This is a genomic window from Polyangium jinanense, assembly GCF_028435265.1.
Classification (GTDB): Bacteria; Myxococcota_A; Polyangia; order Polyangiales; family Polyangiaceae; genus Polyangium; species Polyangium jinanense.
Window position 1 is genome coordinate 872,806 of record NZ_JAGTJK010000002.1, and the last position, 24,817, is coordinate 897,622.

A 24,817-nucleotide genomic window follows, 5' to 3' on the forward strand; every position below is an offset into this window, starting at 1 on the left:
GACGCATGAACGAGAGCGACCGTCCTCCTGTTGACCACGGCCCGCGCAAGGACGAGCGCGTCACGATCAACAAGGAGTTCGAGAGCTACGACTCGTTCATCAACGAGTACGTGTCGAACATCTCCCGCACGGGCGTGTTCGTCCGCTCGAAGACCCCGCTCGAGGTCGGCACCAAGGTCAACCTGCGCTTCACCGTGATCATGGACGACATCGAGACGATCGAGGGCATCGGCGAGGTGGTGCGCATCCACGACGACCCGCCCGGCATGGGCGTCGTGTTCACCGAGCTCGACGAAGAGTCGAAGCGGATCGTCGACCGTCTGCTCGCCGCGCAGGCAAACAAAGAGTAAGCCCTCGGATCGAACCGAAGCGGATGTTCACGGGCCTCGTCGAGACCATCGGGATCCTCCGGCAAAGGGCCGGCAGCCCCGTCGCGCGCGCGTTCATCGAATGCTCGCTCGGGCCGCTCGAGCTCGGCGAGTCGATCAGCGTGAACGGCGCATGCCTCACGGTCGATCGCATCCGGCCGAGCGGGTTCGAGTGCGACATGTCCTCCGAGACGCTCGATCGGACGACGCTCGGCGCACTTGCCGTAGGCGCGCGGGTGCACCTCGAACGAGCGATGAAGCTCGGCGGGCGGATGGGCGGGCACATGGTGCTCGGGCACGTGGACGGCATCGGGCGCGTGAGCGAGCGGGCGCCGAGCGGAGACGCGACGAGGCTCGTGGTCGAGACCGACGGCGGGCTGGCGCCGTACCTCGCGGACAAGGGCTCGGTCGCGATCGATGGCGTGAGCCTGACGATCAACCGGGTGACGGATCAGGGGCAGGGGCGCTCGTCACGTGTCCTGTTCGAGGTCATGCTCGTGCCGCACACGCTCGGGCGGACGAACCTCGGCGATCTTCGGCCGGGGCAGGCCGTGAATCTTGAAGTCGATGTGCTCGCGCGCTACGTGGCGCGGCAGCTTTCGATCGCGAGCGGAGTGCGCGCTACGCCTTCATCGGAAGAGGCGCCGGGGTGGGGAGGAGAGGTCGCAGAGAACGATGAGCACCACCACCACGAATCCAGGGACGAACGCCTCCTCGCGAAGCTCCGATCGGGGGGATTCCTTTGACGAGCCCGCGGCGGGGCGCGCGGGCGAAAAGGGCGGGGGCACCATGCCGCATCGACTGACGATCGACTCTGCCGTCCTCGGCCGCGTGAACCGCGCGCTCGACGAGATTCGGAGCGGCCGGATGGTGATCCTCGTCGACGACGAGGACCGCGAGAACGAGGGCGACCTCTGCATGGCCGCCGAGCGCGTGTCGCCAGAGGCGATCAACTTCATGGCCAAGCACGGCCGCGGCCTCATCTGCCTCACGCTCGAAGAGGAGCAGGTCGAGCGGCTGGAGCTGCCGATGATGAGCGCGCCGGGGCGCGGCGGTCCGCCCCTCGGGACGGCGTTCACGGTGAGCATCGAAGCGCGCACGGGCGTGACCACGGGCATCAGCGCGGCCGATCGCGCGAGGACGATCCAGGTCGCGATTCAGCCGGACGCGCGGCCCACGGACCTCGTCACGCCGGGGCACGTGTTTCCCCTGCGCGCGCGGCGCGGCGGCGTGCTGGTTCGGACGGGACAAACCGAGGGTTCGGTGGATCTCGCGCGGCTCGCGGGCCTGCGGGCCGCGGGCGTGATCTGCGAGATCATGAACGACGACGGCACGATGGCGCGGATGCCGGACCTCGAGCGGTTCGCCGCGCACCACGAGCTCGTGATCCTGTCGGTGGCGGATCTCATCCAGTACCGGCTGCAGACCGAGCGGCTCGTGCGTCGCGTGTCGGAGCGGCAGATCCGGCTCGATCTGACGGGCACGACGTGGACGGCGGCGGTCTACGAGATCATCGGCGAGGCGCGGCAGTTCCTCGCGCTCGTGAAGGGCACGGTGGACGGCGCGAAGCCCACGCTCTGCCGCGTGCATTCGGGCGCGCTCGTGGCCGACCTCTTCAGCTCGACGCCGTTCGAGGGTGGGTCGAACCTGCGCGAGGCGATCTCGCTGATCGAGAAGGCAGGCGAGGGCGTGGTGCTCTACATCCCGCCGCGGCTCGATCTCGCGGCCGAGCTCGAAGCGAAGGGCCGCACGACGCAGGAGACGCGCGCGCCGCAGCAGGCGCTGCGGGAGTTCGGGCTCGGCGCGCAGGTGCTCGCGGACCTCGGCTGCCAGAAGCTCCGACTTCTGACGAACAGCCAGACGAAGATCGCAGGGCTCGACGGGTTCGGGCTCGAGGTGGTCGAGCGCGTGCCGCTCGTGTCCATGCAGGGCGAGGCTTGAGGAAAGTAGGATGAGCACCAACGGAGAGCGCGGCGCTCCGCGCACGGTCGAGGGCCACCTGGTCGTCCCGTCGGGGGCGAAGTTCGCCCTCGTCGTGAGCCGGTTCAATCACTTCATCGTCGACAGGCTGGTCGAGGGCGCGCTCGACGCGATCGCGCGGCACGGCGGTTCGATCTCGGACGTGACGATCGTGCGCGTGCCCGGCGCGTGGGAGATCCCCGTCGTGGTCCGCAGGCTCGCGGAGAAGCGCAGCGTGAGCGCGGTCGTGGCGCTCGGCGCGGTGATCCGCGGCTCGACGCCGCACTTCGACTACGTGGCGTCCGAGGTGACGAAGGGGATCGCGCAGGTCTCCTTGCAGACGGGCGTGCCCGTGACGTTTGGCGTCCTGACGACCGACACGATCGAGCAGGCGGTCGAGCGAGCCGGGACAAAAGCAGGCAACAAGGGCTGGGAGGCCGCCGTGAGCGCGATCGAGATGGTCTCGCTCGCCTCGGCCCTCGACGGCGCCGGGCTTTGACAGAAAGCTCTCGAGACCATGGGCGCTCGGTCGACGGGCCGCGAGGCCGCGCTGCAAATGTTGTTCGCGCTGGAGCAGGGCACGAGCTCCGCTGAGCGCGTGATCATGCACTACTGGCGTTTGACGCCCGGCGATCCGGAAGGCCGGCAGTACGCCGACCAGATCGTGCGAGGCGTCGAGAAGGACCTCACGAAGGTCGACGATACGATTCGCAAGGCGAGCGTGAACTGGCGGCTCGAGCGGATGGCGCGGGTCGATCGGAACGTGCTGCGCCTCGGCGCGTGGGAGCTCATCAACGGTGGGGACGTGCCGCGCGCGGTCATCCTCGACGAGGCGGTCGAGCTCGCCAAGCGCTTCGGCAGCGAGGACTCGTCGGCGTTCGTGAACGGTGTGCTCGATCGGATCGCCGAGGATCTCGGGCGCATCGATCGTGATCGCGCCGCTGCAAGCAAGCAGGCCGATCCCAACAAGGGCGCGGGCAAGCGCGACGGCGGCGGAGGCGGCGGAGGAAACCGGCCCGCTAAGCGCGGAGCCAGACGACCGTGACGCCGTCGCCGCCCTCGCGAGGTTCGCCGGGGCGGAGGCGGGAGACGTAGGGGCTCTGGCGCATCGCGTCCCGCACGGCGTCGCGCAGGGCCCCCTTGCCGTGGCCGTGGATCAGGAAAGCCACGCGGCGGCCCGCGCCGACGGAGCGATCGAGGAACTGCTCGGCCATGCCGACGGCCTCGTGCGCGCGGAGGCCGCGGAGATCGACGGTGTTTTCGCTCGTCTGGATGGGGATGTCGGGATCGGCGGCCGCGTCGAGATCGACGCGCTTTTTGCCGCCGCCCGCGCGGGTTTTCTCGGACGAACCCCCGTCGGCGGCGCGTACCTCGGCGACCGAGGTGGTGAGCTTGAGCGGACCGGCGGCGACACGGAGCTGGCCGCCCGCGAGGACCTCGACGACGTCGGCTTCGGCCCGCAGGCGCGGGACGTAGACGCGCGTGCCCACGCGAATCTCGGCCGGCGCGACGGTTCCGCGGGACAAACCTTCGTCACGCCCAGCGGGTTCGAGCTCGCCGAAGGTGCTCGTCTTCTGGGCGACGGCGTCGATCGCGCGGGCCGCGGCGCGCAGATCCTCGGCCGTGGGCTTGGCTCGGAGGCGCACCTGGGCGTCGCGGATGTCCTGCCGCGCCTTGCGGATCGACTCCAAAAGCTCGCGGCCGGCCTCGGTGACGTAGCGGCGCTCCTCGGCGCGGAGGCGCGTGAGCTCCTCGTCGAGCGCGCGTTGCTTGTCGCGTGCGATTCCGGCCTCGCGCTCGGCCGACGTACGCGCGACCTCGAGCGCGTTTCGCTCGGCCTGGAGCTTCGCGACCATGTCCTCGAACCGCACGGCCTCGCGCGAGAGGAAGCGATCGGCGCGTTCGAGCACGGTGCCCGGGATGCCGAAGCGTCGCGCCACGGCGAGCGCGCTCGACGCGCCGGGGATGCCCATCGAGAGTCGGAACGTCGGGCTCATCGTGGCGATGTCGAAGCCGACGGAGGCATTTTCGAAGCGCGGATCGGCGAGCGCGAGCGCCTTGAGGCCCTCGTAGTGGGTCGTCGTCGCGACGGTGCCGCCGCGCGCGCAGAGCGAGTCGAGCACTGCGGATGCGAGTGCCTCGCCCTCGCGCGGATCCGTGCCGCCCGCGAGTTCGTCGAGCAGTACCAGCGCGCCGGGCCGCGTGTCCGCGAGGATGTGCGCGAGGTTCTGCACGTGCGCGCTGAATGTGGAGAGGTTCTTGTGCAGGCTCTGATCGTCGCCGACGTCCGTGAGCACGACCTCGAAGACGTCGACACGCGAGCCTTCTTCGGCCGGCACGGGCAGGCCCGCGCGGACGCAGAGCGCGGCGAGGCCGAGCGTCTTCAGCGCGACCGTCTTGCCGCCCGCGTTCGGGCCCGAGACGATCATCGCGTGGCCTGCCGTGATCCCGAGGTCGCTCGGAACAACGGAGACGCCGTCGAGCGCGAGCAGCGGATGGCGTGCGCCCACGAGCCGGATCGTCCCGACGGATTCGGCCTCTGGCACCTCGGGGAACGTGAAGCGTAGATCCTTCGCGAGGCGCGCGGACGCGGCGCGCACGTCCGCATGTGCGAGGGCGAAGACGGCGGCCGCGACCGAATCGATCTCGCCGCCGATCTTCGCGCTGAGCGCCGCGTAGACGAGCTCCTCCTCGTGCTGCACGAGGGCCTCGAGCATCTTCAGGCGGTTGCCCATGTCGACGACGACACGCGGCTCGACGAAGAGCGTCGCGCCGCTCCCGCTCGTCGCATGCACGATCCCCGGGAACCGCTCGTGCGCGTCGGCGCGCACGGGCAGCACGTACCGTCCGTCGCGCTCCGTGTAGTACGTGTCCTGCAGGATGTCCGCGTGCTTGCGCATGATCTCGTCGAGCTTGCGGACGAGGCGTTCCCGCAGGTTCCGTCGCTCGCCGCGGAGCTCCGCGAGGCGCGGCGAAGCGCGATCGGAGAGCGTGCCGTCGGGATCGAACGCGGAGCTCACCTCGCGCTCGAGCGCGTCGAGGCCCGGATCGGTCGAGCAGGCGCGGAAGAGCAGCGGCACGCGCGCCTTGCGCGCCGCGAGGAAACGACGCAGCCGGCCGGCCTCCGCGAGGCAACGGCCCACCGCGCGAAGCTCCTCGTTCGCCAAGGTCGCGCCGATGCGCGCGCGATCGAGCGCGGCCTCGACCCAGGGCACGTCGGGCGCGGGCAAGGGCTCGGCGGTGCGGTCGAGATCGACGGCTTCCTGCACCTCGCCGAGCGCAATCCGTACGCCCTCGTGCGTCGAGGCGAACGGGAGATCACGGGCGATGCGCTTGCCCGCCTCGCTCGCCGCGCGATCGGCAAGCGCCGCGAGCAGCCGATCCCACTCGAGATCGGCGCGCGTTTTGTCGGGACAGGGGTGGGCGAGGGTCCGGGCTTCGGTGCTTTCCATTCAGCCTTCGGAGGGATCCCGCGGCGTGCCGCCCGCGCCGCTCGGCATCGGGTTTTGCTCTTTCTCCAGGTACCGGAAGATGGTGCGTGGATCGACGCCGAGGTCGCGGGCGGTCTGCGTGCGGTTCCCGTTGTTGCGTTCCAGCACTTCGAGGACGTACCTGCGCTGGAATTCTTCTTTCGCTTTCTCGAGCGGCAAGATGGCGGTCTCCGCGCCGGGACCGAGATCGAGGTCCTCGGGGCCGAGCAGCGTCTTGTCGCAGAGCACGAGCGCCTTTTTGATGCGGTTTTCGAGCTGCCGGATGTTCCCGGGCCAGCCGTATTTCTTGATCGCCGCGAGCGCCGCGGGGCTGTAGCCGCGCACCGAGCTCCCGAGCTCGTCCGCGTACTTCGAGAGCAGCGCCTTCGCGATGATGAGCACGTCGTCACCGCGCTCGCGCAGGGGCGGGAGCCACAGGTTCACGACGTTGAGCCGGTAGTAGAGGTCCTCGCGGAAGTGGCTCACGCGGATCTCCTCTTCGAGGTTCCGGTTTGTCGCGGCGACGATGCGGATGTCGACCTTCTCCGGCTTCGAGTCGCCGACGCGGAAGACGACACGCTCCTGCAGCGCGCGAAGCAGTTTGACCTGCAAGTTCAGCGGCAGCTCGCCGATCTCGTCGAGGAAGAGCGTGCCTTTGTCCGCGACCTGGAACTTGCCGGGCCGGCTCGCGATGGCGCCGGTGAACGCGCCCTTCACGTGGCCGAAGAGCTCGCTCTCGATGAGGTTCTCCGGGATCGCGCCGCAGTTGATCGTGACGAACGGCCCGTTCTCGCGGTTCGAACGCCTGTGGATCTCGCGCGCGATGAGCTCCTTGCCCGTCCCGGTCTCGCCCGTGATGAGCACGCTGATGTCCGTTGCCGCCACCTTCGTGAGCTTGCGGAAGACCTCGAGCATGCTCGGACACGCGCCGATGATCTCGCCGAACTTCTTGTCCTTGAGCTCCGCTTCGAGCTTCGCCTTGTCGGCCCTGAGCGCGCTGAGGAGCATCGCGTTCTGCAGGATCAGCGACGCTTGCGAGGCGAAGATGCCGAGCAGCTCGAGCTGCGTGCGATCGAAGAGGTGCTTGACCTTGTCGTTGCCGACGTAGAGCGCGCCGATCACCTCGCCCTGCGAGAGCAGCGGCGCGCACATGACGCTGGAGAGCTTCATCGCGATGACGCTCTCGCTGCGGCCGAACTGCGTGTCCGCGAGCGCGTCCGAGACGATGAGCGACCTCCCCGAGGCGAGGACCTGCCGCGCGATGCTGTCCGAGATCGAGCCCTGCGCATCCGTGATCGCCTCGCGCCGCACGTTGCGCGAGGCGCGCACCACGAGCTTGCGCTCCTCGCCCTGGGCCTCGCGACGTGCGCCCTTGCCCGGATCCGCGGCTTCTTCGGCGCCCTCGACGAGCAGGAGGAATCCCTTGTCCGCGTGCGTGAGCTCGATGATGTCGTCGAGCATCGCTTCGAGCAGCTCGTCGACGCTGCGCCGGTTGATGAGCTTCTCGCTGAACGCGAAGAGCTTGCGCACGCCCGCGAGCTCGGCCGAGACGCCGGGCGTCTCGCGTTTCTCGCTCGGGTCGTCGTCGTCCTGCCGTGCCTTCGTGGCCTCGGAGAACATCGAGAAGCCTAGCTCGACGCTGCCGAGCGTGACGCGGTCGCCGTGGACGAGGCGCGCGCGGCGCTTCTTCTTGCCGTTGATCTGGATGTCGCCGTCACGGTCGAGCTCTTCGAGGACGAAGTCGCGACCGTCGAAGGAGATCTGCGCGTGATGGTCCGCGAGCCCCGTCCCCGCGAGCGCGACGTCGTTTCCGAGCGCCTTGCCGATCGTCGTGACCGGCTTGTGCACGGCATACACCCGAGGCGCCCCGCGGGCGGCGAAGTACTTCAGTGTCGGCATGGGGACCCGGAGGATAGCGCTTTTGCCGCGGGCGTCGGCCCCGGCGCGCCGTTCGAGGTAGGGAGGCCCGGCTACGGAGCCGGGCTTCAGTAAAGCTCGCCGACGAGCGAGACACCTGCGCCGGGGCCCTGAACCGGCATGATGGAGGGGCCGAGGATGCGCGCGAACTTGGGGTGATTGCCGATGCCCATGGTCGTCGCGGGCGCCTGGGTCGTTTGGCTCTTGGACTCGGGCGCGCCGATGAGCGCGCCGCCGGCCGCGCCGAGCAGGGAGAGGACTCCCTGGAAGATCAGGCCGCTGCGCGGATCAGCGTCGTCCGAGAGCGCATAAAACGGATAGACGAGCGCAGAGACGGCGGCGCCCGCGCCGAAGCCGCCCCACATCCACCCGAGCTGGTTCCACGACGGCGTCCACACCGCGGAGACGCCCGCGGCCGCGACCATGCCGAGGTTGTAGCCAATCAGGCCGCCGAGGAAGACGCCGTCGTTGGCCCACGCGCTCCACGATCCGCTGCTGCCGCCGCCGCCGAACGCGCCGCCCGCAATCGCGCCCCAGAGCGCCGCCGAGCCGACGAACATGCTCGTCTGCGGGCGATACTTGAGGCCGTAATGCGTGAGGAAGCCGCCGACGCCGCCCAGGGTCGAGCTGATGACGTGGGCGCGGAAATATTGCTTCGGGCCCCACTCCTCGCCCGACTTGGCGGTGGTGTACTGGCGCGTCCAGATGAGCGCGGCCTCGCCCGAGCCGAGCATGATGCCGGTGGCGATCGCGGAGGGGCGGCCGAGGGGCATCTTTGGTCGGTCGAGGAAGAACATCGCGGTCGGCGCGGCGGCGCCGAAGAGCGCGGGCGCGATGAGCGCGAGGCCGGGGTTTTCCGTTTCCGCTTCGAGATCGATCCAGACGCCGGTGGTCACGCCCCAGGCGATCGAGGCGCCGTAGAGGTAGCCCATCTCGAGCTTCGTCCGATCCTGCACGAGCGGGACGACGGGCTGCGCTGACGGACAGGGCGGGCCATAGGGCTGCTGCACGCAGGGCTGCTGGCCATACGGTTGCTGCCCATAAGGTTGTTGCCCATAAGGTTGCTGGCCATAAGGTTGCTGCCCATACGGCTGTTGGCCATACGGCTGTTGGCCATACGGCTGCTGACCGTACGGGTTTTGCTGCGGCTGCGTGGGTTGCTGCGGCTGCGTGGGCTGCTGCGGGATGAGCGGCGGCAGGCCCGGGATCGTGGGCAGGCCGGGGAGCGTGGGCTGCTGTTGCGGGGGCTGCTGCGGCTGGTTCGGATCCGGCTGCGGCGCGGGCTGCTGCGGGACGAGCGGCGGCAGGCCCGGGATCGTGGGCAGCGTCGTCGGCAGCGGGAAGGGCTGCGGAGGCGGCGGCTGACCGGACGGATCCGGGACCGGGTTTTGCGCCGCGGCGGTCGCGGCGACGCCAAGGGAAAGAGCTGCAGCAAGGAGAGCGAACCAACGCGCACGTAGCATCGCGCCAGAGAGTCTACACCTTTCCAGCTCTCCTGCCTTCTTCTGCGCAATGTCGACCGCGTCGGCGAGGCGCGATCGGGCGCGTCATTCCTTGCGCAGCGACCGGTTCATGAGGTCCACGACCGCCTGGAGCGCGGGCTTTTGCTCGTAGAGCACGCGGTAGACCTCGGTCGTGATGGGCATGTCGACGTCGAGCTTCACCCCGAGATCGTAGGCGCTCTTTGCGGTCTTGACGCCCTCGGCGACGTGGCCGAGGTGCGTGAGCACGTCGTCGAGCGTGCGCCCACGCCCCATCTCGTAGCCGACGGTTCGATTGCGCGAGAGCTCGCCGGTGCACGTGAGCACGAGGTCGCCGAGCCCGGAGAGACCCGCGAGCGTGAGGGGACTGCCGCCCTTGACCATCGCGATGCGGGCGATCTCCGCGAGGCCACGCGTGATCAAGCCGGCGCGCGCATTGTGCCCGAAGCCGAACCCGTCGGCGGCGCCCGCCGCGATGGCCACCACGTTCTTCAGCGCCCCGCCGACCTCCACGCCGACGACGTCGTCCGACTGATAGACGCGCAGCCGTTCCGTGGCGAACGCGTGCTGCACCGCGACGGTCTCGTCGTTGCTTTTGCCCGCGACGACGACGGCCGTCGGTTGCCCCGCGGCGACCTCCTTCGCGAAGCTCGGGCCCGACAAATACGACAGCCGCGGCTCCACGCCGCGCCCGAGTTCGTCGACGAGCACCTCGCTCATCAACATGAGCGAGTCGTTCTCGATGCCCTTCGTCGCGCTGCAGATGAGCGCGCGGTTCGGGATGTACGGCCGCGCGAGCTTCACGACCTCGCGCATCGCGTGCGAGGGCACGACGAGCACGACGAGCTCGGCGCCGGCGAGCGCTTCTTCGAGGTCGCCGGTCGCGCGCAGCGTCGGCGGCAGCGGGGCCGAGGGCAGGTACCGCTCGTTGACGCGTCGCTCGTTGATGAGGAGCGCGAGCTCTTCGCGGTGCGACCAGAGGAACGTCGGGTTTTGTTTGTCTGCGAGGACCTTCGCGAGCGCCGTGCCCCACGCGCCCGCGCCGAGGACTGCCACCTTCGACATGAGGCAAAAACGCTATCACCGCTTTCGACGCTTGGGGCTGCGCTCGGACAAGCCGAGCTCTGCCCCAAACCCCGCAACGCTTGGGGCTCCCGCTCGGACAAGCCGAGCTGCGCCCCAAACCTGCCCGAGGCCGGGCGTATGCACTATTCTCCCCCGCCATGTCCTTCCGTGCCGTCACAGCGCGCCTCCTCTCCGTCGCTTTCGCGCTCTCCTTCGTGGGCGCGAGCTGCGGCCAGACGTCGCTCGCGGTGATGCCCGGCGTCGTGAACGATCCGGGCAACCTCACGCTCCGCCGCGGCATCTTCTCGTTCGCGCGCGGCCAGATCTGTAGCGAAGTGCAGAAGCGCAGCGTGCCGCTCAAGCTGCGCGAGGAAGATCCCGCGACGGGTCGCTTCTTCCCGCTCTCCTGCGCCGCGCAGGAGCTCGCCTCGGGCAACCTCTTCCTGCAGTTCGGGGGCTACGGCTATGCCTGGACCAACATCACGAAGCGCATCGGCTTCGATGCGAGCGCGGCCGTGGAGTACGACCACGACTTCCTGATGGATGGCAGCACGATGTACGTCTACTTCCGCGAGCACGCGACGAGCGCCACGACGTTCAGCTCGCGCCTCGTCGAGCAGCCGCCCGCGCCCGGCGCCTTCGGCCTGCCCGGCGGATCAACGCAGGGCTTCCTCGATCAGGTCGGCGGCGCTGTCCTGAAGAAGGAGATCAGTCGCGGATTCACGGTCATCCGTGATGCCGACGGCAGCGTCGACTTCGGCCTCGGCGTCGTCGAGAAGGGCAAGCGGCCGGGTTCGCCGTACAAGACCGCGGACAACGGAAGGCTCGTGCTCACGAACGAGCGCGTCGAGGTGCATCAGAACCAGCGTGATTACGCGGGGCCCTTCGAGGTGAAGGGGAAGGGGCAGGCCCTCTACCTCAGCGTGGCGGTCGACGGCGCGCCCGCGGTCGACGTGATCGTCGTGCATCGCGGGGTGGGTGACGCGTGGTTGCAGCAGTACACGACGAACGCGACGCTCGGGCCTTCGCCCGCGCCCCCCGTCCTGGACGAGCCCGTGACGAGCGGCATGGTGTGGCGAAGACCGCTGCCGCTGCCGGCCGGGCAGTACTACGTGGTCTTCGACAACACGGCGGCGGCCGGCAGGACGGCTCCGCCCAGCGCGGCCGGTGATGACCGAGCCGCACTCGTGAGTTACGCGGTCGAAGTCGGGGCCGCACCTTGAGCTACGCGGCGCCTCTCGCCCTTGCCCTGCCCCAGGGCGGCGTATAGAAAGGCTACCCCCTTGGCAACCACGCCGGAAGAACGGTCTCCCGAGAGCTCGCCCGCCCTCGCCAAAGAAGGCGGCGCGACGGAGGGATCCGACCCGTCTCCCTCGCCCCGGCCGAACACGGGCAGCGCCGGACCGACCTGGCTCCGTGGACTTTTCTACGCGATCTGGATCGTCACGCTCCCGTTTGTCCTGGCCATCCTCGCCGTCTGGCTTCTGACCCCGGCACCCGGGGACGCCTCGGCCGGAGCCCTGCGCGTCTTCGTCGGGGATCAGCAGATTCCATCGGGCATCGTGCTCTTCACGATCTTCGCGATGCTCGCGTGGCACTACCGCTACGAGCTCCCGCTCTCGAGCGCGATCAGCATCGGGCGCAAGGACGTCCCGCCGCAAGCGCGGGCGCGGTACGAGGAGGCGCAAGCGCTCGTCGACGAGGCGCGGCGCATCCTCAAGCAGAACACGCGCGAGGTGGAGAAGGGTCTCCGGGCCGCCGAGCGCGAGCGCCTCGAGGAGGCGCTGCGTGGCCTCGAGAAGGTGATGACCGCCGAGACGTTCGATCTCGCGGAGTTCGACGCGGCCCACACGCGGGCCGACCGCGCGGTCGGCGAGCACCTGTCGCGCTGGCGCAAAGGCGAGATGCGCGAGTACGCCGAGTCGATCGGCGTGGCCGTGGCGGTCGCGCTCATCCTGCGCGCGTTCGTGATCGAGGCGTTCAAGATCCCGAGCGGCTCGATGATCCCGAGCCTGATGATCGGCGATCACATCTTCGTGAACAAACTGACCTACGGCCCGCTGATCCCGTGGACGGAGAAGCGGCTCTTCTCGAGCCTGCCGCCCACGCGCGGGGACGTGATGGTCTTCAAGTTCCCGGAGAACAAGGAGCAAGACTTCATCAAGCGGGTGATCGCGGCCCCCGGCGACACGCTGGAGGCGATCAACGGCCGCCCGATCATCAACGGCTGGCTCGTGCCGCACTGCTACGTCGGGCGGTACGGGAGCGACGGCTGGCTCTACGTGGAGTACCTGGAGGACAAGTCGTACTTCACGCTGTTCGCGCACGACGACACGCACCCGAACGGTCCCGACGAACCCGTGTGCAAAGGGCAAGAGGACTGCGGGATCGGGCAGTCGTGCAAGGCGGGGATCTGCGGCCATCACCAGGGCCCGTTCAAGGTGGGCGCGAACGAGGTGTGGGTGATGGGCGACAACCGCTACAACAGCCACGACTCGCGAAGCTGGCGCGGCGGGATGGGCGCGGGCGTGCCTTTCGAGAACATCAAGGGCCGCGCGATGTTCGTGTGGATGAGCTTCGCGCCGGGCGGCGGTATCGCGCAGGACAGGCTCTTCGTGAACGTGATGGGCCGTCCGAAGCTCCCTGGCGGGCTCGACGCTTCGCTGCAAGCAGGCCTCGACAAGTGCATGCGCGAGCGCCCGCCGGTCTCACAGACGACGCCGCCGCCGGGTCGCAAGCTGCGTTAGCCCGCTGCGTCAAGCAGCGTTCGCTCGCCTTGGGACTTGCGCAGTCGCGTGCCGCGACGACACTGGCCGACGTGTCTTTCGAGGAGGCGCACAACGTGAGCGACGCGATGCAGGCCCTGACGTACGACCGCGAGACCGATCCGTGGGACAACACCACGGGCCTGCGAAAGACCGAAGTCGAGCGGCCGCGCATCGACGAGGCGAGCGACTACCACGATCGGTCGATGGTGCTCATCAAGCCCATCATGACCGGCTTCTGCGGCTCGGATCGCGGCATCTGGTTCCGCACGGCCTTCAAGGACATGATCTTCAAGTCGCTCGAGCGCGACAAGAAGTCGTCCCGCGTGATCGGGCACGAGCTGCTCGGCCGCGTGGTGGAGATCGGCACGGACGCGAAGCGGCATTACGGGCTCGAAGTGGGCGACGTGGTGACGACGGAGAGCCACATCCCCTGCGGCGTTTGCTACCAGTGCCGCATCGGCGACACGCACGTTTGCGCCGACGACAAGATCATCGGCATCAGCGAGGACGGCTGCTTCGCCGAGCTCGTGAAGCTGCCCGCGAAAAACCTCTGGCGGACGGACATCACGAAGATCCGGCCGGAGGTCGCGGCGATCCAGGAGCCGTTCGGCAACGCGGTGCACGCGTGCACGAAGGTGAACCTGCGCGGCAAGCGCGTGGCGATCGTCGGATGCGGGACGATCGGTCTGTTCGCCGTGGCGGTCGCGCGGGCGATGGGCGCGAACTACATCATCGGCGTCGAGCCGATGGAGAGCCACGCGGAGATGGCGCGGCGGCTCGGCGCGGACGTGGTGCTCCGGCCGCAGTTGCAGAACGGTTCGAAGGACAAACCGCACAAGAGCGATCCGGAGCTGACGGAGCGCATCCGGAAGCTGACGGACGGCGTCGGCGTGGACGTGGCGCTCGAGATGAGCGGCGTGAACTCGAGCGTGAACAACGCGATTCACGCGGTTCGTCGTGGCGGCGACGTGATCCTGTTCGGCTTGAAGAGCGGCGACGCGGTGATCGAGAACTTCGATCGGCTGATCGTCGACGGCATCAGCCTGCACAGCGTGATCGGCCGCCGGATCTTCGAGACGTGGCACATCACGCGGCATCTTCTGGAGTCGCGTGATCCGAACATCCACGACCTCATCTGGGAGGTCATCCTGAAGCGCGGCGAGGGGACGATGTTCGACTTCCGGGAGTACGACGCGTCGGACTTCCAGAAGGCGATCACGACCTACCCCAAGGTCGTCATTCGCTACTGATTCGAAACACCCTCACCCCCAGCTCGAAACACCCTCACCCCCAGCCCCTCTCCCGTTCCCGGGAGAGGGGTGGAGAGGCGCGTTTTCAGCTCAGGACGCCGAGCTTCTTGCCAACGCGGGTAAACGCCTCGATCGCGTGCTCCACGTGCTCGGGCGTGTGCGCGGCGCTGAGCTGCACGCGGATGCGGGCCTCGCCCTTCGGCACCACCGGGTACGAGAAGCCGATCACGTAGATCCCTTCCTCCAGCATCGCCGCGGCCATCTCGCCCGCGAGGCGCGCGTCGCCCAGCATGATCGGCACGATCGGGTGGATGCCCGGCTTGATGGTGAAGCCCGCCGCCGTCATGCCCTCGCGGAAGCGGCGCGCGTTCGACATCAGCCGCTCGCGCAGCGCGGGCTCGCGCTCGAGCAGCTCGAAGACTGCGATCGATGCGCCCGCGATCGGCGGCGCGACCGTGTTCGAGAACAGGTACGGCCGCGAGCGCTGGCGGAGCAGGTCGATGATCTCGCGCCGGCCCGTGGTGAAGCCGCCGCTCGCGCCGCCGAGGGCCTTGCCGAGCGTGGACGTCATGACGTCGATGCGGTGCAGGACGCCGCACTCCTCGGGCGTGCCGCGGCCCGTCGCGCCGATGAAGCCCGTCGCGTGCGAGTCGTCGACCATCACCATCGCGCGGTACTTGTCCGCGAGATCGCAGATCACGTCGAGCTTCGCGAGGTAGCCGTCCATCGAGAAGACGCCGTCGGTCGCGATCATGCGGATGCGCTTGTCCTGCGTCTTGCGCAGCGCGTCCTCGAGCGCGGCCATGTCGCCGTTCGTGTAGCGGTGGCGCTCGGCCTTGCAGAGACGGATGCCGTCGATGATCGAGGCGTGGTTCAGCGCGTCGGAGATGATCGCGTCTTCCTCGCCGAGCAGCGTCTCGAAGAGGCCGCCGTTTGCGTCGAAGCACGACGAGTAGAGGATCGTGTCGTCGGTGCCGAAGAAGCGGCTGATCGTGCCTTCGAGTTGCTTGTGCAGGTCCTGCGTGCCGCAGATGAAGCGGACGCTGGAGAGGCCGAACCCGTGCGTGTCGATGGCGTGTTTGGCCGCCTCGATGACCGCGGGATGCGAGGACAGGCCGAGGTAGTTGTTCGCGCAGAAATTCAAAACCTCGCGCGGCGCGGCGCCTGCGGGGCCGCCGGTCGTGCGGATGTTCGCGCCCTGGGGCGTCGTGATGACGCGCTCGTCCTTGTAGAGGCCGGCCGAACGGATTTCGCTGAGGGTTTGGGCGTAGATGGACTTCGCGACGTCGAACATGGCGCGCGCAGTCTAGATCGAGGGGCGTTCGTGGTCGATGCCCGCGGCTCGCACACGGAATCGCGCCATTCCCCGAATCACGCGCAGGAGCGCGCAACCGCGGCCACTCGTCGGGTAGCCCGCGAACCCCGATAAGGGCCACGCATCCTTCGCGCGCGTCGAGGTCCGTGCCACCCACTTCATCGAATGTGGCACGAGCTGCAAGCGTGACGGCTGGGTGGGGAGGCCCATTGAAGGAGGAAGCATGAGGGAAACGAGGCATTTCCGCCTCTTGTGCCCCATCGCCGTGACGGGACTCCCCCTTGCCGTTTCTCGATCGAAATCAATTGTCATGGAAAGCCCTGCCTCGGCGGGGCTTTCCGCTATTTGGGGGAAAACTCGGGAAGCGAGAGGCGTGTGCCCGGGGGCAAACCTCGCATCGTCGGGTCGTCGAGGTATTTCTGCACGTAGGCGCGCTTCGCGGCGATCACGTCCTTCAGCGCGGGCGAGGCGCTCGCCGCGATGTCGTCGAGCGCGCGGGCCAGGAATTCGGCCGTCCGGGGCACGGTGAGGGTTTGTCCGCGGAGAATTTCGATTTTCTCCGCGTCCGTGGGCGCCGCACGGAGCGCCTCGATCACGACGAGCTCGGGCAATACGTCCATCGCGAGGCACTGCACGACTTGCATGCGACGCATGCCCTCGCCCCCGTCGAAGGCCGCGAGCACGGCATTTTCGGTGTCGTCGTACGAGACGAGGATCCAGGGGTCGCCGATCTTCGGCGGCGGCGAGACACGAATGCCCTCGTTCGGAAGGTCGAAGCCGGAGATGTGCCGCGCGGACAAACGCGCGCCGAGCCGCTCGGGGTGGTCGAGCGGCGGGAGGATGCAGACGGCCGCGACATACGCGACGAACGCGGGCGACGTGGCCCTCGCGAGCGCCGCGTCGACGTGCGCCTGCGTGAGGCGCGCGGGCAGGCCGCTGCTCGGTCCGACGGCCGGGCGCAGGGTGATTCGGCGGCTGCCGCTGCCGAAGAAGGCGAGCGCGACGAGAAGCACGATCCCGGCGAGACCAACGGGGAGCCTGCGATTTCCGAGGCGCGCGGCGACCCGCGGGCGGTCGAGGGCCACGACGAGCGCCATGAGCCCGAGCACGGCGACGTAAAAACCCAGGAAATGGCCGCCCGACATGCCTCCGCTCATGGGAGGACCCTAGCAGCCGGGAGCGACGGGCGTTTCACCCGCGGGAGGGTCGGGATACGATGAAGTTTCGTGGAGGTGGGCATGGCCAGTCGCTGGGTGACAAGGTGCTTTGTTATCACGTGGCTCGGCGCCTTCGGGGCCGGGTGCGTCGATCCGGGGCGAGAGGACAGGGCGCTCGCCGAGATCGATGCCGTGCGGCGGGAGTCCGCCGCGCGGGAGACGCAGATTCGCGTGCTGGAGGAGCGGCAAGCCGCGTTCACGCAGCAGATGGCCATGGTGATGGCCCTGGCGCAAGCGAGCTATGGCCGCGACGCGCGGAGGGACAAGGACGACGAGCGCGACCAGCGGATCGCCGAGATGGCCGCCCGGCTCGCCCGCGTCGAGGGCATGGTGTCGCGCATCCACGCGACGGACGTGCCGCCCGAGGGCGACGCCGCGGCGGCCCGGCGCGCGTCGGAGCAAGGCTCGGCCGAGGAGCGAGCGGCCGCGGTGCGCAAGGTGCAAGCGCTGCTCGATTCGGGGCAGGTGAAGGTGACGGTGCGCGGGGGGAAGGTGCAGATTTCGCTGTTGCGCCCGCTCGACGCGAAGGATCCGTACACGGGCAAGGACGCGCCGCCGCCGAAGCCCTCGACGCCGCCGCCGCAGTTGGAGGCGGACATGCTGCAGTGGCGTTGAGCTAGCCCGTTCGTTCGTCACAACATGCTGCGCTTGCCCATGTCCGTGGGGCCCACGCCGAGGCAGCGGAGCCCGTGGCCGCATTCGAGCGACGATCGGCAAGGTTTGTCCGCGGCGACCACGCCGCACGAGGCCGTCACACGCCGCGGGGAGCGTCGTGCTCGCTGACGGTGCGGCCTCTCGGCCCGCGTCCTTCCCGCACGTGCAGCCGCTGAACAAGCCGAAAACGATGGGCAGAAGGTAAGCGGGCCTCATGCGTGGTCATCGCATCGCAGACACGGTCGCCGCCCAGCAAGGCGTTTTTTTGATACGTTTTCGCGGGGCCGGAGAGGCCCGTTGCGCGTAGCGCGTGAAGCCATCGTGCCCCCGAGCGAGCGTATCTCCCGAACCCCGAGCAAGCGTTGCCGCGCAGCCCTGCTCGTCCTCGTGATCCCCGCCTGCAACAAGGCGCTCGCGGCGTTCCTCGCGTCGAAGGACAAGGACCACGACGAGGCGCTCGCGCCAAAGAAGGCGAGAAGCTCGTGCGCGAGGCGCTCGCCATGAACCCGCACTTCGATGCGGCCGACGTGGCCGAGGCGAAGAAGCTCCTCGGCGAGGGAGGTTAGCGCGTGCGATCTCGCGCCCTCTTCGCCGTGCTGATCACGCTCCTCGGCGCGCTCGTTTTGCTCCTGCCGCGGGTCGCGTCGGCCCATCAGGTGGGTTTGTCCCGGGGCGAATACAAGATCGACGGGGCCACGATCACCGCGGAGCTCGTCTTCGCGCGGCGTGAGGTGCTCTCGCTCGTCCGGAGCATGGACGAGAACGGCGACGGCGCGATTTCACCGACCGAGATCCAGCACGCACGCGAGGCGCTCGGCCGCGCGGTGGTTGATCGCGTCTCCGTACGCGCTGGCGAGGGCGTTTGTCCAGGGACGCTCGACGACGCGTTCCTCGTGGAAGAGGACGGTTTTTCCGTGCGCATCGTGTACCGATGCCCCGCGTCTCCGCGAGCCGTGCGCGTGCGCCTCGACGTGCTCGACGATCTCCCCTACGGCCACCGCCACATCGCGCGCGCGGACGTGGGCACAGGGCCCACCGAGCACGTGCTCTTCGGCGCGAATCGCGAGATCGGGATCGCGGGTTTGCCCGGGGGCGGCGAGGCCCCGGCGGCGCCAAAAGCCAAGCACGAAAGCGAAGGCTTCTTCGGCTTTTTCCGGATGGGCATCGAGCACATCCTGTTCGGCTACGACCACCTCGTTTTCCTCTTCGGCCTCGTGCTCGTCGGCGGCCGTCTGCGCGCGCTCTTGCTCGTCGTCACGGCGTTCACGGTGGCGCATTCGATCACGCTCGGGCTCGCCGTGCTCGGGATCTGGGCGCCGAGTGGGCGGATCGTGGAGCCGATCATCGCGCTCTCCGTCGCGTACGTCGGGGTCGAGAACCAGTTCGTGAAGGACGCCGAGAACCGCTTTCGCATCACGTTTCCGTTTGGCCTCGTGCACGGCTTTGGGTTCGCAGGTGCGCTCGGGGAAATTGCGCTCCCGCGGCCGCAGATTCCGGGGGCGCTGCTCGCGTTCAACCTGGGCGTCGAGGCCGGGCAGCTCGCCGTGCTCGCGGTCGTGCTGCCGCTGCTCGTCACGGCGCAGAAGCGCAAATGGTTGGAGAAGCGCGGCGTGAAGATCCTGAGCCTCGGCATTGCCGCGCTCGGGCTCGTGTGGTTTGTCCTGCGAATCGTGGACGCGGACGGCTGACGTCAGCGCTTTTGATCGTCCGGGACCAGGGCGGGGACCGGAATCGAGACGCGCGGCGGGGGCGGGACGAAGGGGCGGGGCACGCGGATCGAGGCGGCGACCTGCGCGACCTCGGGGAACATCTTGCCGATCCCCTCGACGAACGCCGCGCGGGAGGTGTCGTCGGGCGACCGCGCCGAGGCCCCGGCCGTCGCGAGCGCGGCCGAGAGCTCGTAATACCAGGCCGAAAGAGATGCGTGCGCCTCCAGGAGATCCCGGAGCGTCTCCTCCGACACGATGACGTTTTTACCCATACCCGCTCAGCATAACCCAGGTCCGCATCAACCAGGCAGCCAGAGCAGGCCTTCCATGATGGGTTCGAGGCAACTCACGACCTGCGAGCCGACATCGCCGCACGAGAGGTTTTTCAGGCAAACCTCGAACGCCATGCGGCCGCGCCGGTTCATCGCGCCGACAGCGCGCTCGAGGTGCGGCGCGAGGCCATTGCCGAGCTCGCCCCGGCACTCGTCGTACGTGGCCTCGCCGCAACGGGCCATGCGCCCGCAGATCGCCGTGACGTACGGCGTGATCTCCTCGACCTTCACCTCCACCGCGTCGAGCGCGGACGAGCCGCAGCGGCTCACCTCGGCCGCGTAGGCGCTCGTGAACGGGTCGCCGTCGAACTTGTCGAGCGCGGCACGCGAGCAGCTCGCCGTGCGCCGTAGCATCTCCGGCGACGCCATCGTCTTCGCCTCGATGCACTCGTCCCGGCTCGGCCAGCGCTCCTTGTCGCCCGTGGCGCGGTGGTAGAGCGCTTCGAGGTACTCGCACCAGACGCGCTGCGCGGCTCGTTCGTCGGCCGCTTCCACGACGGCCGGATCTTCGGTGGTTCCCGCGACCTTCACGATGTTCGGATTCGCCGAGCGGGCGGCCCGGTTTCCCTTCGGCGCGGCTCCACAACCGGCCGCCGCGAAGGCGGCGGAGGCCGTGGCGAGCGAAAGCAGGAGAGCGCCGAGGGAGCGACGACGGAGTTTGCGTGACACGAGCCACCTGACCTTCCCGGGCGGAAGCCCACGGACGAGAGGGGGCAAACAACGGGCCTCGGTGATGGGCAGATCGGAGCCGCTTTCGAGAGGACGTCCGGGCTGCAAGGGGGTTCGGGGGCGTAGCTCGGCGTGTCCGAGCGTAGCCCCCGAGCGTCGAAAAAAACCTCAAGGCCGCGCGATCATCAGCGCTTTGAAGAGCGGTCCTTCGAACTCGGGGCCCATCGCGATCCGCGGGACGTTGAGCGGGTCCGCTCGGTCGCGCATGCAGAAGCCCGTCGCGTTCGTGAAGCCGAGGTCGAAGCCCGCGTCGCGAGCGACACGCAGGAACGGCCCCTGCACCTGATGGCCCACGGGATACGCCACGGTGCGCACGTCCTCTTCGAGCACGTCGGAGAGCACGCGGCGCGATCGTCCGAGATCGGAGAGCGCTTCGTCGGGCGTCATCGTGGCGATCACGCGGTGCTCGTGCGAATGCGAGGCGACGCTCATCCCGGCGTCCGCGAGCGCCCGGACCTCGCGGAAGCTCATGATGGTGCGCGTCGCGATCGAACGCTCCTCCGCGGGGTCGAGCGTGACGTCGACGGCGCGCGAGAGCTCCTCGAAGAAGCGCGCGAGATCGAGTCCCGGCGTGCGCTTGACGAGCCCGAGCAAGAAGCGCTTGGCGGCGGCGGGATCACGCCCGAGGTCGAGCACGATCGGGCGCGGATACGTGAGCACGAGCGTGCGCTTCTGGCAGCGCCGGAGGAGCAGCGCGATGCGATCCCACCAGAACATGCGCCCCGCGTCGGGGAAGGCCGTGGGGACGAAGAACGTCGCGGTCGCGCCGGCTTTCTTCAGAATGGGCAGCGCGACGTCATGGCAATCGCGATAGCCGTCGTCGAAGGCCAGCATCACGGCGTTCGCGGGCAGCGGCCCGCCCCGGAGGAAGCGCCGCACGTCGGGCAGCGACACGAACGCGCCGTGCTGCTTCACCACCTTGATCTGCTCGGCGAGCCCGCGCGCGTCGGTCTCGCGCACGTCGGCGTCGAGCTCCCCCACGGCCGCGGCGTCGGCGATCCGATGGTACGTGAGCACCATGAGCGATCGCGTGGCGAGCTTCGTCCGCATGGAGAGCAGCCGGTCCAAGATTCCCAGCGTGTCGAGCGCACGCGCGAGCCGCGCACGCTTGGAAGGCCACGCCGTGGGGCGCACGGGGTCGAGGTACATCGAGGTGATGTAGTTCAGCACACTTTCTGCGAAGTGCCCGTGCCCCACGGTTGTGCTCGTTTGGCCCGATTTTTCCGTCTGTAGCGGTGTGGGACCTGCGCGGGCGGACAGGATCCGCCGACAGCGTGCCTGCGATTTGGGGAAGACGACTCGGCTCCGGTATGATCGCGCCAATGTTCCCGAGTGAGCCCGTTCCCGAGCGTATCGGGGCGTACAAAGTGCTCCGAAGGTTGTCCGGAGTGGGCTCGGCGGACGTGTACGTCGGACGCATGGAAGGCCCGATGGGCTTCTCGCGGCTCTGCACGCTGAAGCTCGTCCGGAACACGATCGAGGGCGACGCGCACTTCGCCGAGGAGCTCGTGCGCGAGGCGGCGATCTGCGCGGTGCTGAACCACCCGTCGATCCAGCGGATGTTCGACTTCTTCGAGCACGATAAGCACCTCGTGCTGGTGCTCGAGCACGTGGAAGGCGTGACGCTCGATCGGCTGCAGGACGTGCTCGGGCGGCAGAAGTCGAAGCTCGACGACCGGACCATCGCGTTCATCGGCCGCGCGCTCGGCGGCGCGCTCGCGCACGCGCACGCGGCGAAGGACGAGGAGGGGACGCCGACGCCCGTGATTCACCGGACGATGCACCCAGAGAACGTGCTGATCGGGTGGGACGGTCAGGTGCGGCTGACGGGGTTCGGGCTCGGGAAGATCCTCGGGCGGAGCCCGGACACGGTGGCGTTCGTGATCAAGGGCGCGCCGGGGTTCATGGCGCCGGAGCAGGCGCGCGGCGAACGCGTGACGCCAAAGGCGGACGTGTACGGGCTCGGGGTCCTGCTCTGGTCGCTCTACGCGGGGACGAAGCCGCCCGAGGTGGGCACGAGGCCGATGCCGCTCGCCGTGCTGCGGTCGGATCTGCCGAAGGAGCTGACGAACGCGATCGACGCGGCGCTGGAGCCGTCCCCGGACAAACGCAAGGTGTCGTGCCAGGAGCTCGAGCGGGTCCTGAACAAGGCGCGGGGGATCGAGGAGGGGCAGAAGGACCTCGAAGAGAAGGTCGCGCCGCTCAAGGGGCCGCGGTCGAAGGCGACCGAAGGGGACGTTCCGCGGCGGCGGTTGCCGCTCGAGTCGGTGCGGCCCGCGAAGCCGCCGCCGTCGAGCAAGCAGAGGCTGTCGGCGCCGCCTTCGCGGCCGCCGGGGCGTTTGTCGGAACGACCCGGGGACGGCGGTGATGGGCCGGCCTCGGTGTACCCGCTCTTGCGGGCCCTCGCCGAGCGCGTGCCGGGTCCGCCGAAGCTGCCGCTCGCGGTGGTCGAGGCCGAGGCGGATGTGCAGCCGGAGGCGCCCACGGTGCGGCCGGCGCAGACCCCGGCGGGCGCGGCGCGAGGGCCGTCGAAGCCGACGATCGCGGCGCCGCTCGGGGCCGTGGTGCCCGAGAGCGAGTGGAAGGAGTCGGTGCCGGACGAGGAGCTGTTCGACCAGCTCTTCGAGGACGCGACGTCGCGCTCGGGCATCAGCCTGGCGGCGATGGGGTTTTCCGCGGAGGAGCGGGAGAAGGCCGCGCTGGCGATCACCGAACCCGATCAGGTCACGGCGCGAAAAGACAGGGTGACGCCTCCACCAGGTCCGCCCACGCTCGGATCGGGCAAGGTCATGCCTGGACCGGCGAAGGTGCTGACCGGGACGGAGAAGGTCGTCCCGCCGGGGCCGAAAATCGCGGGCAGCGCGGACAAAGTCGTCCCCGGTCCTTCCAAGCTCACGCCCGGAGCGGGGAGGGTCGCGCCCGTTCCTCCCCCGCTCACGCCCGGAGCGGGGAAAGTCGACGCTGCGCCGGCCGATCTGGGTGCAGGTGCGCCCAAGGCCGTGCCGCCGACGCTGCCGGAGGTGCTCGATCCGGCGGCCGCAGGGAAGGTGGGGGGCAAGCGGCTGGAGCTCGCGGACACGGTGATGGCGCTGCCGAAGCTGCCGGAGCCGACGCCCGCGGCGCCGCCTGCGTTGCCGGCGTTCGCGCCGCCGCCCGTGCCGCCGGCCGCGCCGAAGCCGCCGCCGATGGCCGCGCCGCCGGTGCCGCCGCCGATGGCCGCGCCGCCCGTGGCGCCACCGATGGGCGCACCTCCGGGGTTGCCTCGGTTTGGGACGCCGGCGGCGCCGTCCGCGCCGGGGGCCGTTTCCAAGTCCGCGCCTCCTGCGGCTCCTGCGGCCGTCTCCGCCTCCGCGCCCCCAGCCGCACCCGCTGCCGAGCCCGCGCTCGCACCGGCGCAACCCGCCAGTCGAAAGAAGCGACCGCCGCCGCTTGCGCTTGCGATCGCAGGAGGCGCGGTCGCGTTGATCACCGCGGGGGCCGTCGTGATGCTCACGGGCGGCTCGGATCCGGACGCGAATCCGAACGCCGGCGCCTCGGCGTCGACCTCGGCCAAGCCTCCGCTTTCGACGCCCGAGACCCAGCCGTCCGACTCCGCCGTCGCGCCGCCGTCCACCGCGCCCTCGCCGCCTCCCGCGGGATACGGGCTCTTGACGGTGGTGTTTCCCTCGGAGGGAAACGTGTACGTGAGCGGAAAGAAGCTCGGCCGCACGAACGAGACGTTCCAGGCGCCGTGCGGCAGCAAGTTCGTGCGCGTGTCGAGCTCGGCCGAAGGGCGCTATCCGGAGTGGCTCTCGGCAGGGGAGACGGTGCTCGTGCCTTGCCAGGAAATGCTCCGGATCGAGGTCGTTCCTGGCAGGCCGCCGCCGCAGGTGCCGCGGAAGAAGAAGCGTTAAGCGGGAGCCGCGGGGGAAGGTTCGCCCGTGCGGGCGAGGCAGAAGGTGATCACGTCGCGCGCGCCCGCCTCGACGAGCGCATCGCGGCAGGCCGAGAACGTGGCTCCCGTGGTGGCGACGTCGTCGACGAGGAGGATTCTGCGACCTCGTACGGCTCGTGGGGCTCGCACGACGAACGCTCGCGCGACGTTCGTGCGTCGCTCGGCGCGTCCGAGGGTCGCCTGCTGCGGCGTGTTCCGAAGCCGCACGAGCGCGCGCGCCGCGAGAGGCACGCCGAGCTCGTCGGCGGCTGCATGCGCGAGCAGCGCCGCCTGGTTGTAGCCGCGCTCCGCGAGCCTTCGCGGATGTAGCGGTACGGGGATCACGAGGTCCACGACAGGCGCCTCCTCCCGCACGAGCCCGCGCAGGAGATGGCCGAGCGGGCGCCCGAGATCGGGCCGCTCCCCGTACTTGAACCGCTTCAGCGCGGCCGCGAGGGCGCCTCCGAACGCGGCGAACGCGAGCGGCTCGTCGGGCGTGTTCGCGGTTCGGACGACGGTCGCCGCGCACGGCTGGCAAAAGACGCGGTCGCGGCGCACGGGCGCATCGCAGGCCGCGCAGGCCGGAGGGCTGAGGGTGTCGAGCAGGGCGCGGGCGATCGCACGCGCGGCCAGGAACGCGAGAACGAAGGGACGCAAGAGGGGCATGCCC

The 24,817-nt window shown here is 69.4% G+C and carries 22 protein-coding genes and 1 pseudogene; 12 read left to right on the forward strand and 11 right to left on the reverse strand.

Annotated elements, in window-relative coordinates; all coding sequences use genetic code 11:
• The first annotated feature begins 5 nt into the window (after positions 1–5).
• The 5 genes and pseudogenes from KEG38_RS08010 to nusB all read left to right on the forward strand — a co-directional run.
• Entirely contained in the window at positions 6–350 is a 345-nt protein-coding gene (locus tag KEG38_RS08010) for a PilZ domain-containing protein (RefSeq protein ID WP_272418496.1), read from the forward strand.
• Positions 351–373: 23 nt separating this feature from the next.
• Positions 374–1,114, forward strand: coding sequence for a riboflavin synthase (locus KEG38_RS08015; RefSeq protein WP_272418497.1), 741 nt, complete (start codon positions 374–376; stop codon positions 1,112–1,114).
• A 43-nt stretch (positions 1,115–1,157) separates the two neighbouring features.
• Positions 1,158–2,309: a 3,4-dihydroxy-2-butanone-4-phosphate synthase gene (ribB, locus tag KEG38_RS08020; protein WP_272418498.1), complete on the forward strand. Its 1,152-nt coding sequence runs from the start codon at positions 1,158–1,160 to the stop codon at positions 2,307–2,309.
• A 10-nt stretch (positions 2,310–2,319) separates the two neighbouring features.
• Positions 2,320–2,826 (forward strand): 6,7-dimethyl-8-ribityllumazine synthase, encoded by a 507-nt coding sequence (gene ribH, locus KEG38_RS08025; RefSeq protein WP_272418499.1) that lies wholly within the window; start codon positions 2,320–2,322, stop codon positions 2,824–2,826.
• Between the two features lie 18 nt (positions 2,827–2,844).
• Positions 2,845–3,264: pseudogene (nusB, locus tag KEG38_RS08030) on the forward strand (transcription antitermination factor NusB); the annotation flags it as partial.
• An 82-nt stretch (positions 3,265–3,346) separates the two neighbouring features.
• Here the strand turns inward: nusB and KEG38_RS08035 are convergent.
• The 4 genes from KEG38_RS08035 to KEG38_RS08050 form a co-directional block, all read right to left on the reverse strand.
• A complete protein-coding gene (locus tag KEG38_RS08035; RefSeq protein WP_272418500.1) occupies positions 3,347–5,779 on the reverse strand; it encodes an endonuclease MutS2 in 2,433 nt (810 codons plus the stop codon).
• Positions 5,780–7,696 carry a sigma 54-interacting transcriptional regulator gene (locus tag KEG38_RS08040; protein ID WP_272418501.1) on the reverse strand — a complete coding sequence of 639 codons (1,917 nt, stop codon included), beginning with the start codon at positions 7,694–7,696 and terminating at the stop codon, positions 5,780–5,782. It abuts the gene before it with no gap.
• An 86-nt stretch (positions 7,697–7,782) separates the two neighbouring features.
• Positions 7,783–9,177: a hypothetical protein gene (locus tag KEG38_RS08045; protein WP_272418502.1), complete on the reverse strand. Its 1,395-nt coding sequence runs from the start codon at positions 9,175–9,177 to the stop codon at positions 7,783–7,785.
• An 84-nt stretch (positions 9,178–9,261) separates the two neighbouring features.
• Complete coding sequence (locus KEG38_RS08050; RefSeq protein WP_272418503.1) at positions 9,262–10,260, reverse strand: NAD(P)H-dependent glycerol-3-phosphate dehydrogenase; 999 nt, start codon at positions 10,258–10,260, stop codon at positions 9,262–9,264.
• Between the two features lie 158 nt (positions 10,261–10,418).
• On the opposite strand from KEG38_RS08050, the gene KEG38_RS08055 reads away from it, so the two are divergent.
• The 3 genes from KEG38_RS08055 to KEG38_RS08065 all read left to right on the forward strand — a co-directional run bounded on the left by KEG38_RS08055 (position 10,419) and on the right by KEG38_RS08065 (position 14,278).
• Complete coding sequence (locus KEG38_RS08055) at positions 10,419–11,483, forward strand: hypothetical protein (RefSeq protein WP_272418504.1); 1,065 nt, start codon at positions 10,419–10,421, stop codon at positions 11,481–11,483.
• A 60-nt stretch (positions 11,484–11,543) separates the two neighbouring features.
• A complete protein-coding gene (gene lepB / locus KEG38_RS08060; RefSeq protein WP_272418505.1) occupies positions 11,544–13,007 on the forward strand; it encodes a signal peptidase I in 1,464 nt (487 codons plus the stop codon).
• A gap of 71 nt (positions 13,008–13,078) precedes the next feature.
• Positions 13,079–14,278 carry a zinc-binding dehydrogenase gene (locus tag KEG38_RS08065; protein WP_272418506.1) on the forward strand — a complete coding sequence of 400 codons (1,200 nt, stop codon included), beginning with the start codon at positions 13,079–13,081 and terminating at the stop codon, positions 14,276–14,278.
• Between the two features lie 85 nt (positions 14,279–14,363).
• On the opposite strand, the gene kbl is transcribed toward KEG38_RS08065, so the two are convergent.
• The gene (kbl, locus tag KEG38_RS08070) at positions 14,364–15,572 is read right to left on the reverse strand and encodes a glycine C-acetyltransferase (protein ID WP_272418507.1); all 1,209 of its coding nucleotides are present in this window, start codon (positions 15,570–15,572) and stop codon (positions 14,364–14,366) included.
• Positions 15,573–15,934: 362 nt separating this feature from the next.
• Positions 15,935–16,750 (reverse strand): hypothetical protein, encoded by an 816-nt coding sequence (locus KEG38_RS08075; RefSeq protein ID WP_272418508.1) that lies wholly within the window; start codon positions 16,748–16,750, stop codon positions 15,935–15,937.
• Between the two features lie 81 nt (positions 16,751–16,831).
• Between KEG38_RS08075 and KEG38_RS08080 the strand changes: the two genes are divergently transcribed.
• Entirely contained in the window at positions 16,832–17,425 is a 594-nt protein-coding gene (locus tag KEG38_RS08080; RefSeq protein ID WP_272418509.1) for a hypothetical protein, read from the forward strand.
• A 17-nt stretch (positions 17,426–17,442) separates the two neighbouring features.
• Here KEG38_RS08080 and KEG38_RS08085 read toward each other — a convergent pair whose 3' ends face one another.
• Positions 17,443–17,565 carry a hypothetical protein gene (locus KEG38_RS08085; RefSeq protein WP_272418510.1) on the reverse strand — a complete coding sequence of 41 codons (123 nt, stop codon included), beginning with the start codon at positions 17,563–17,565 and terminating at the stop codon, positions 17,443–17,445.
• 196 nt (positions 17,566–17,761) lie between these two features.
• Here KEG38_RS08085 and KEG38_RS08090 point away from each other — a divergent pair, with 196 nt between their 5' ends.
• Together KEG38_RS08090 and KEG38_RS08095 are read left to right on the forward strand one after the other, a co-directional pair.
• Positions 17,762–17,968: a hypothetical protein gene (locus KEG38_RS08090; protein WP_272418511.1), complete on the forward strand. Its 207-nt coding sequence runs from the start codon at positions 17,762–17,764 to the stop codon at positions 17,966–17,968.
• A gap of 65 nt (positions 17,969–18,033) precedes the next feature.
• On the forward strand, positions 18,034–19,152 hold the full coding sequence (locus KEG38_RS08095; protein ID WP_272418512.1) for a HupE/UreJ family protein: 1,119 nt from the start codon (positions 18,034–18,036) through the stop codon (positions 19,150–19,152).
• Positions 19,153–19,154: 2 nt separating this feature from the next.
• Here KEG38_RS08095 and KEG38_RS08100 read toward each other — a convergent pair whose 3' ends face one another.
• From KEG38_RS08100 to KEG38_RS08110, 3 genes are all read right to left on the reverse strand, one after another.
• Complete coding sequence (locus tag KEG38_RS08100) at positions 19,155–19,445, reverse strand: hypothetical protein (protein ID WP_272418513.1); 291 nt, start codon at positions 19,443–19,445, stop codon at positions 19,155–19,157.
• A 27-nt stretch (positions 19,446–19,472) separates the two neighbouring features.
• Complete coding sequence (locus KEG38_RS08105) at positions 19,473–20,174, reverse strand: hypothetical protein (RefSeq protein WP_272418514.1); 702 nt, start codon at positions 20,172–20,174, stop codon at positions 19,473–19,475.
• A gap of 168 nt (positions 20,175–20,342) precedes the next feature.
• Positions 20,343–21,431 (reverse strand): polysaccharide deacetylase family protein, encoded by a 1,089-nt coding sequence (locus KEG38_RS08110; protein ID WP_272418515.1) that lies wholly within the window; start codon positions 21,429–21,431, stop codon positions 20,343–20,345.
• Between the two features lie 125 nt (positions 21,432–21,556).
• Here KEG38_RS08110 and KEG38_RS08115 point away from each other — a divergent pair, with 125 nt between their 5' ends.
• Positions 21,557–24,127: a serine/threonine protein kinase gene (locus tag KEG38_RS08115; protein WP_372518161.1), complete on the forward strand. Its 2,571-nt coding sequence runs from the start codon at positions 21,557–21,559 to the stop codon at positions 24,125–24,127.
• Here KEG38_RS08115 and KEG38_RS08120 read toward each other — a convergent pair.
• Complete coding sequence (locus tag KEG38_RS08120) at positions 24,124–24,813, reverse strand: ComF family protein (RefSeq protein ID WP_272418517.1); 690 nt, start codon at positions 24,811–24,813, stop codon at positions 24,124–24,126. The genes KEG38_RS08115 and KEG38_RS08120 overlap by 4 nt on opposite strands.
• Between the last annotated feature and the right edge of the window lie 4 nt (positions 24,814–24,817).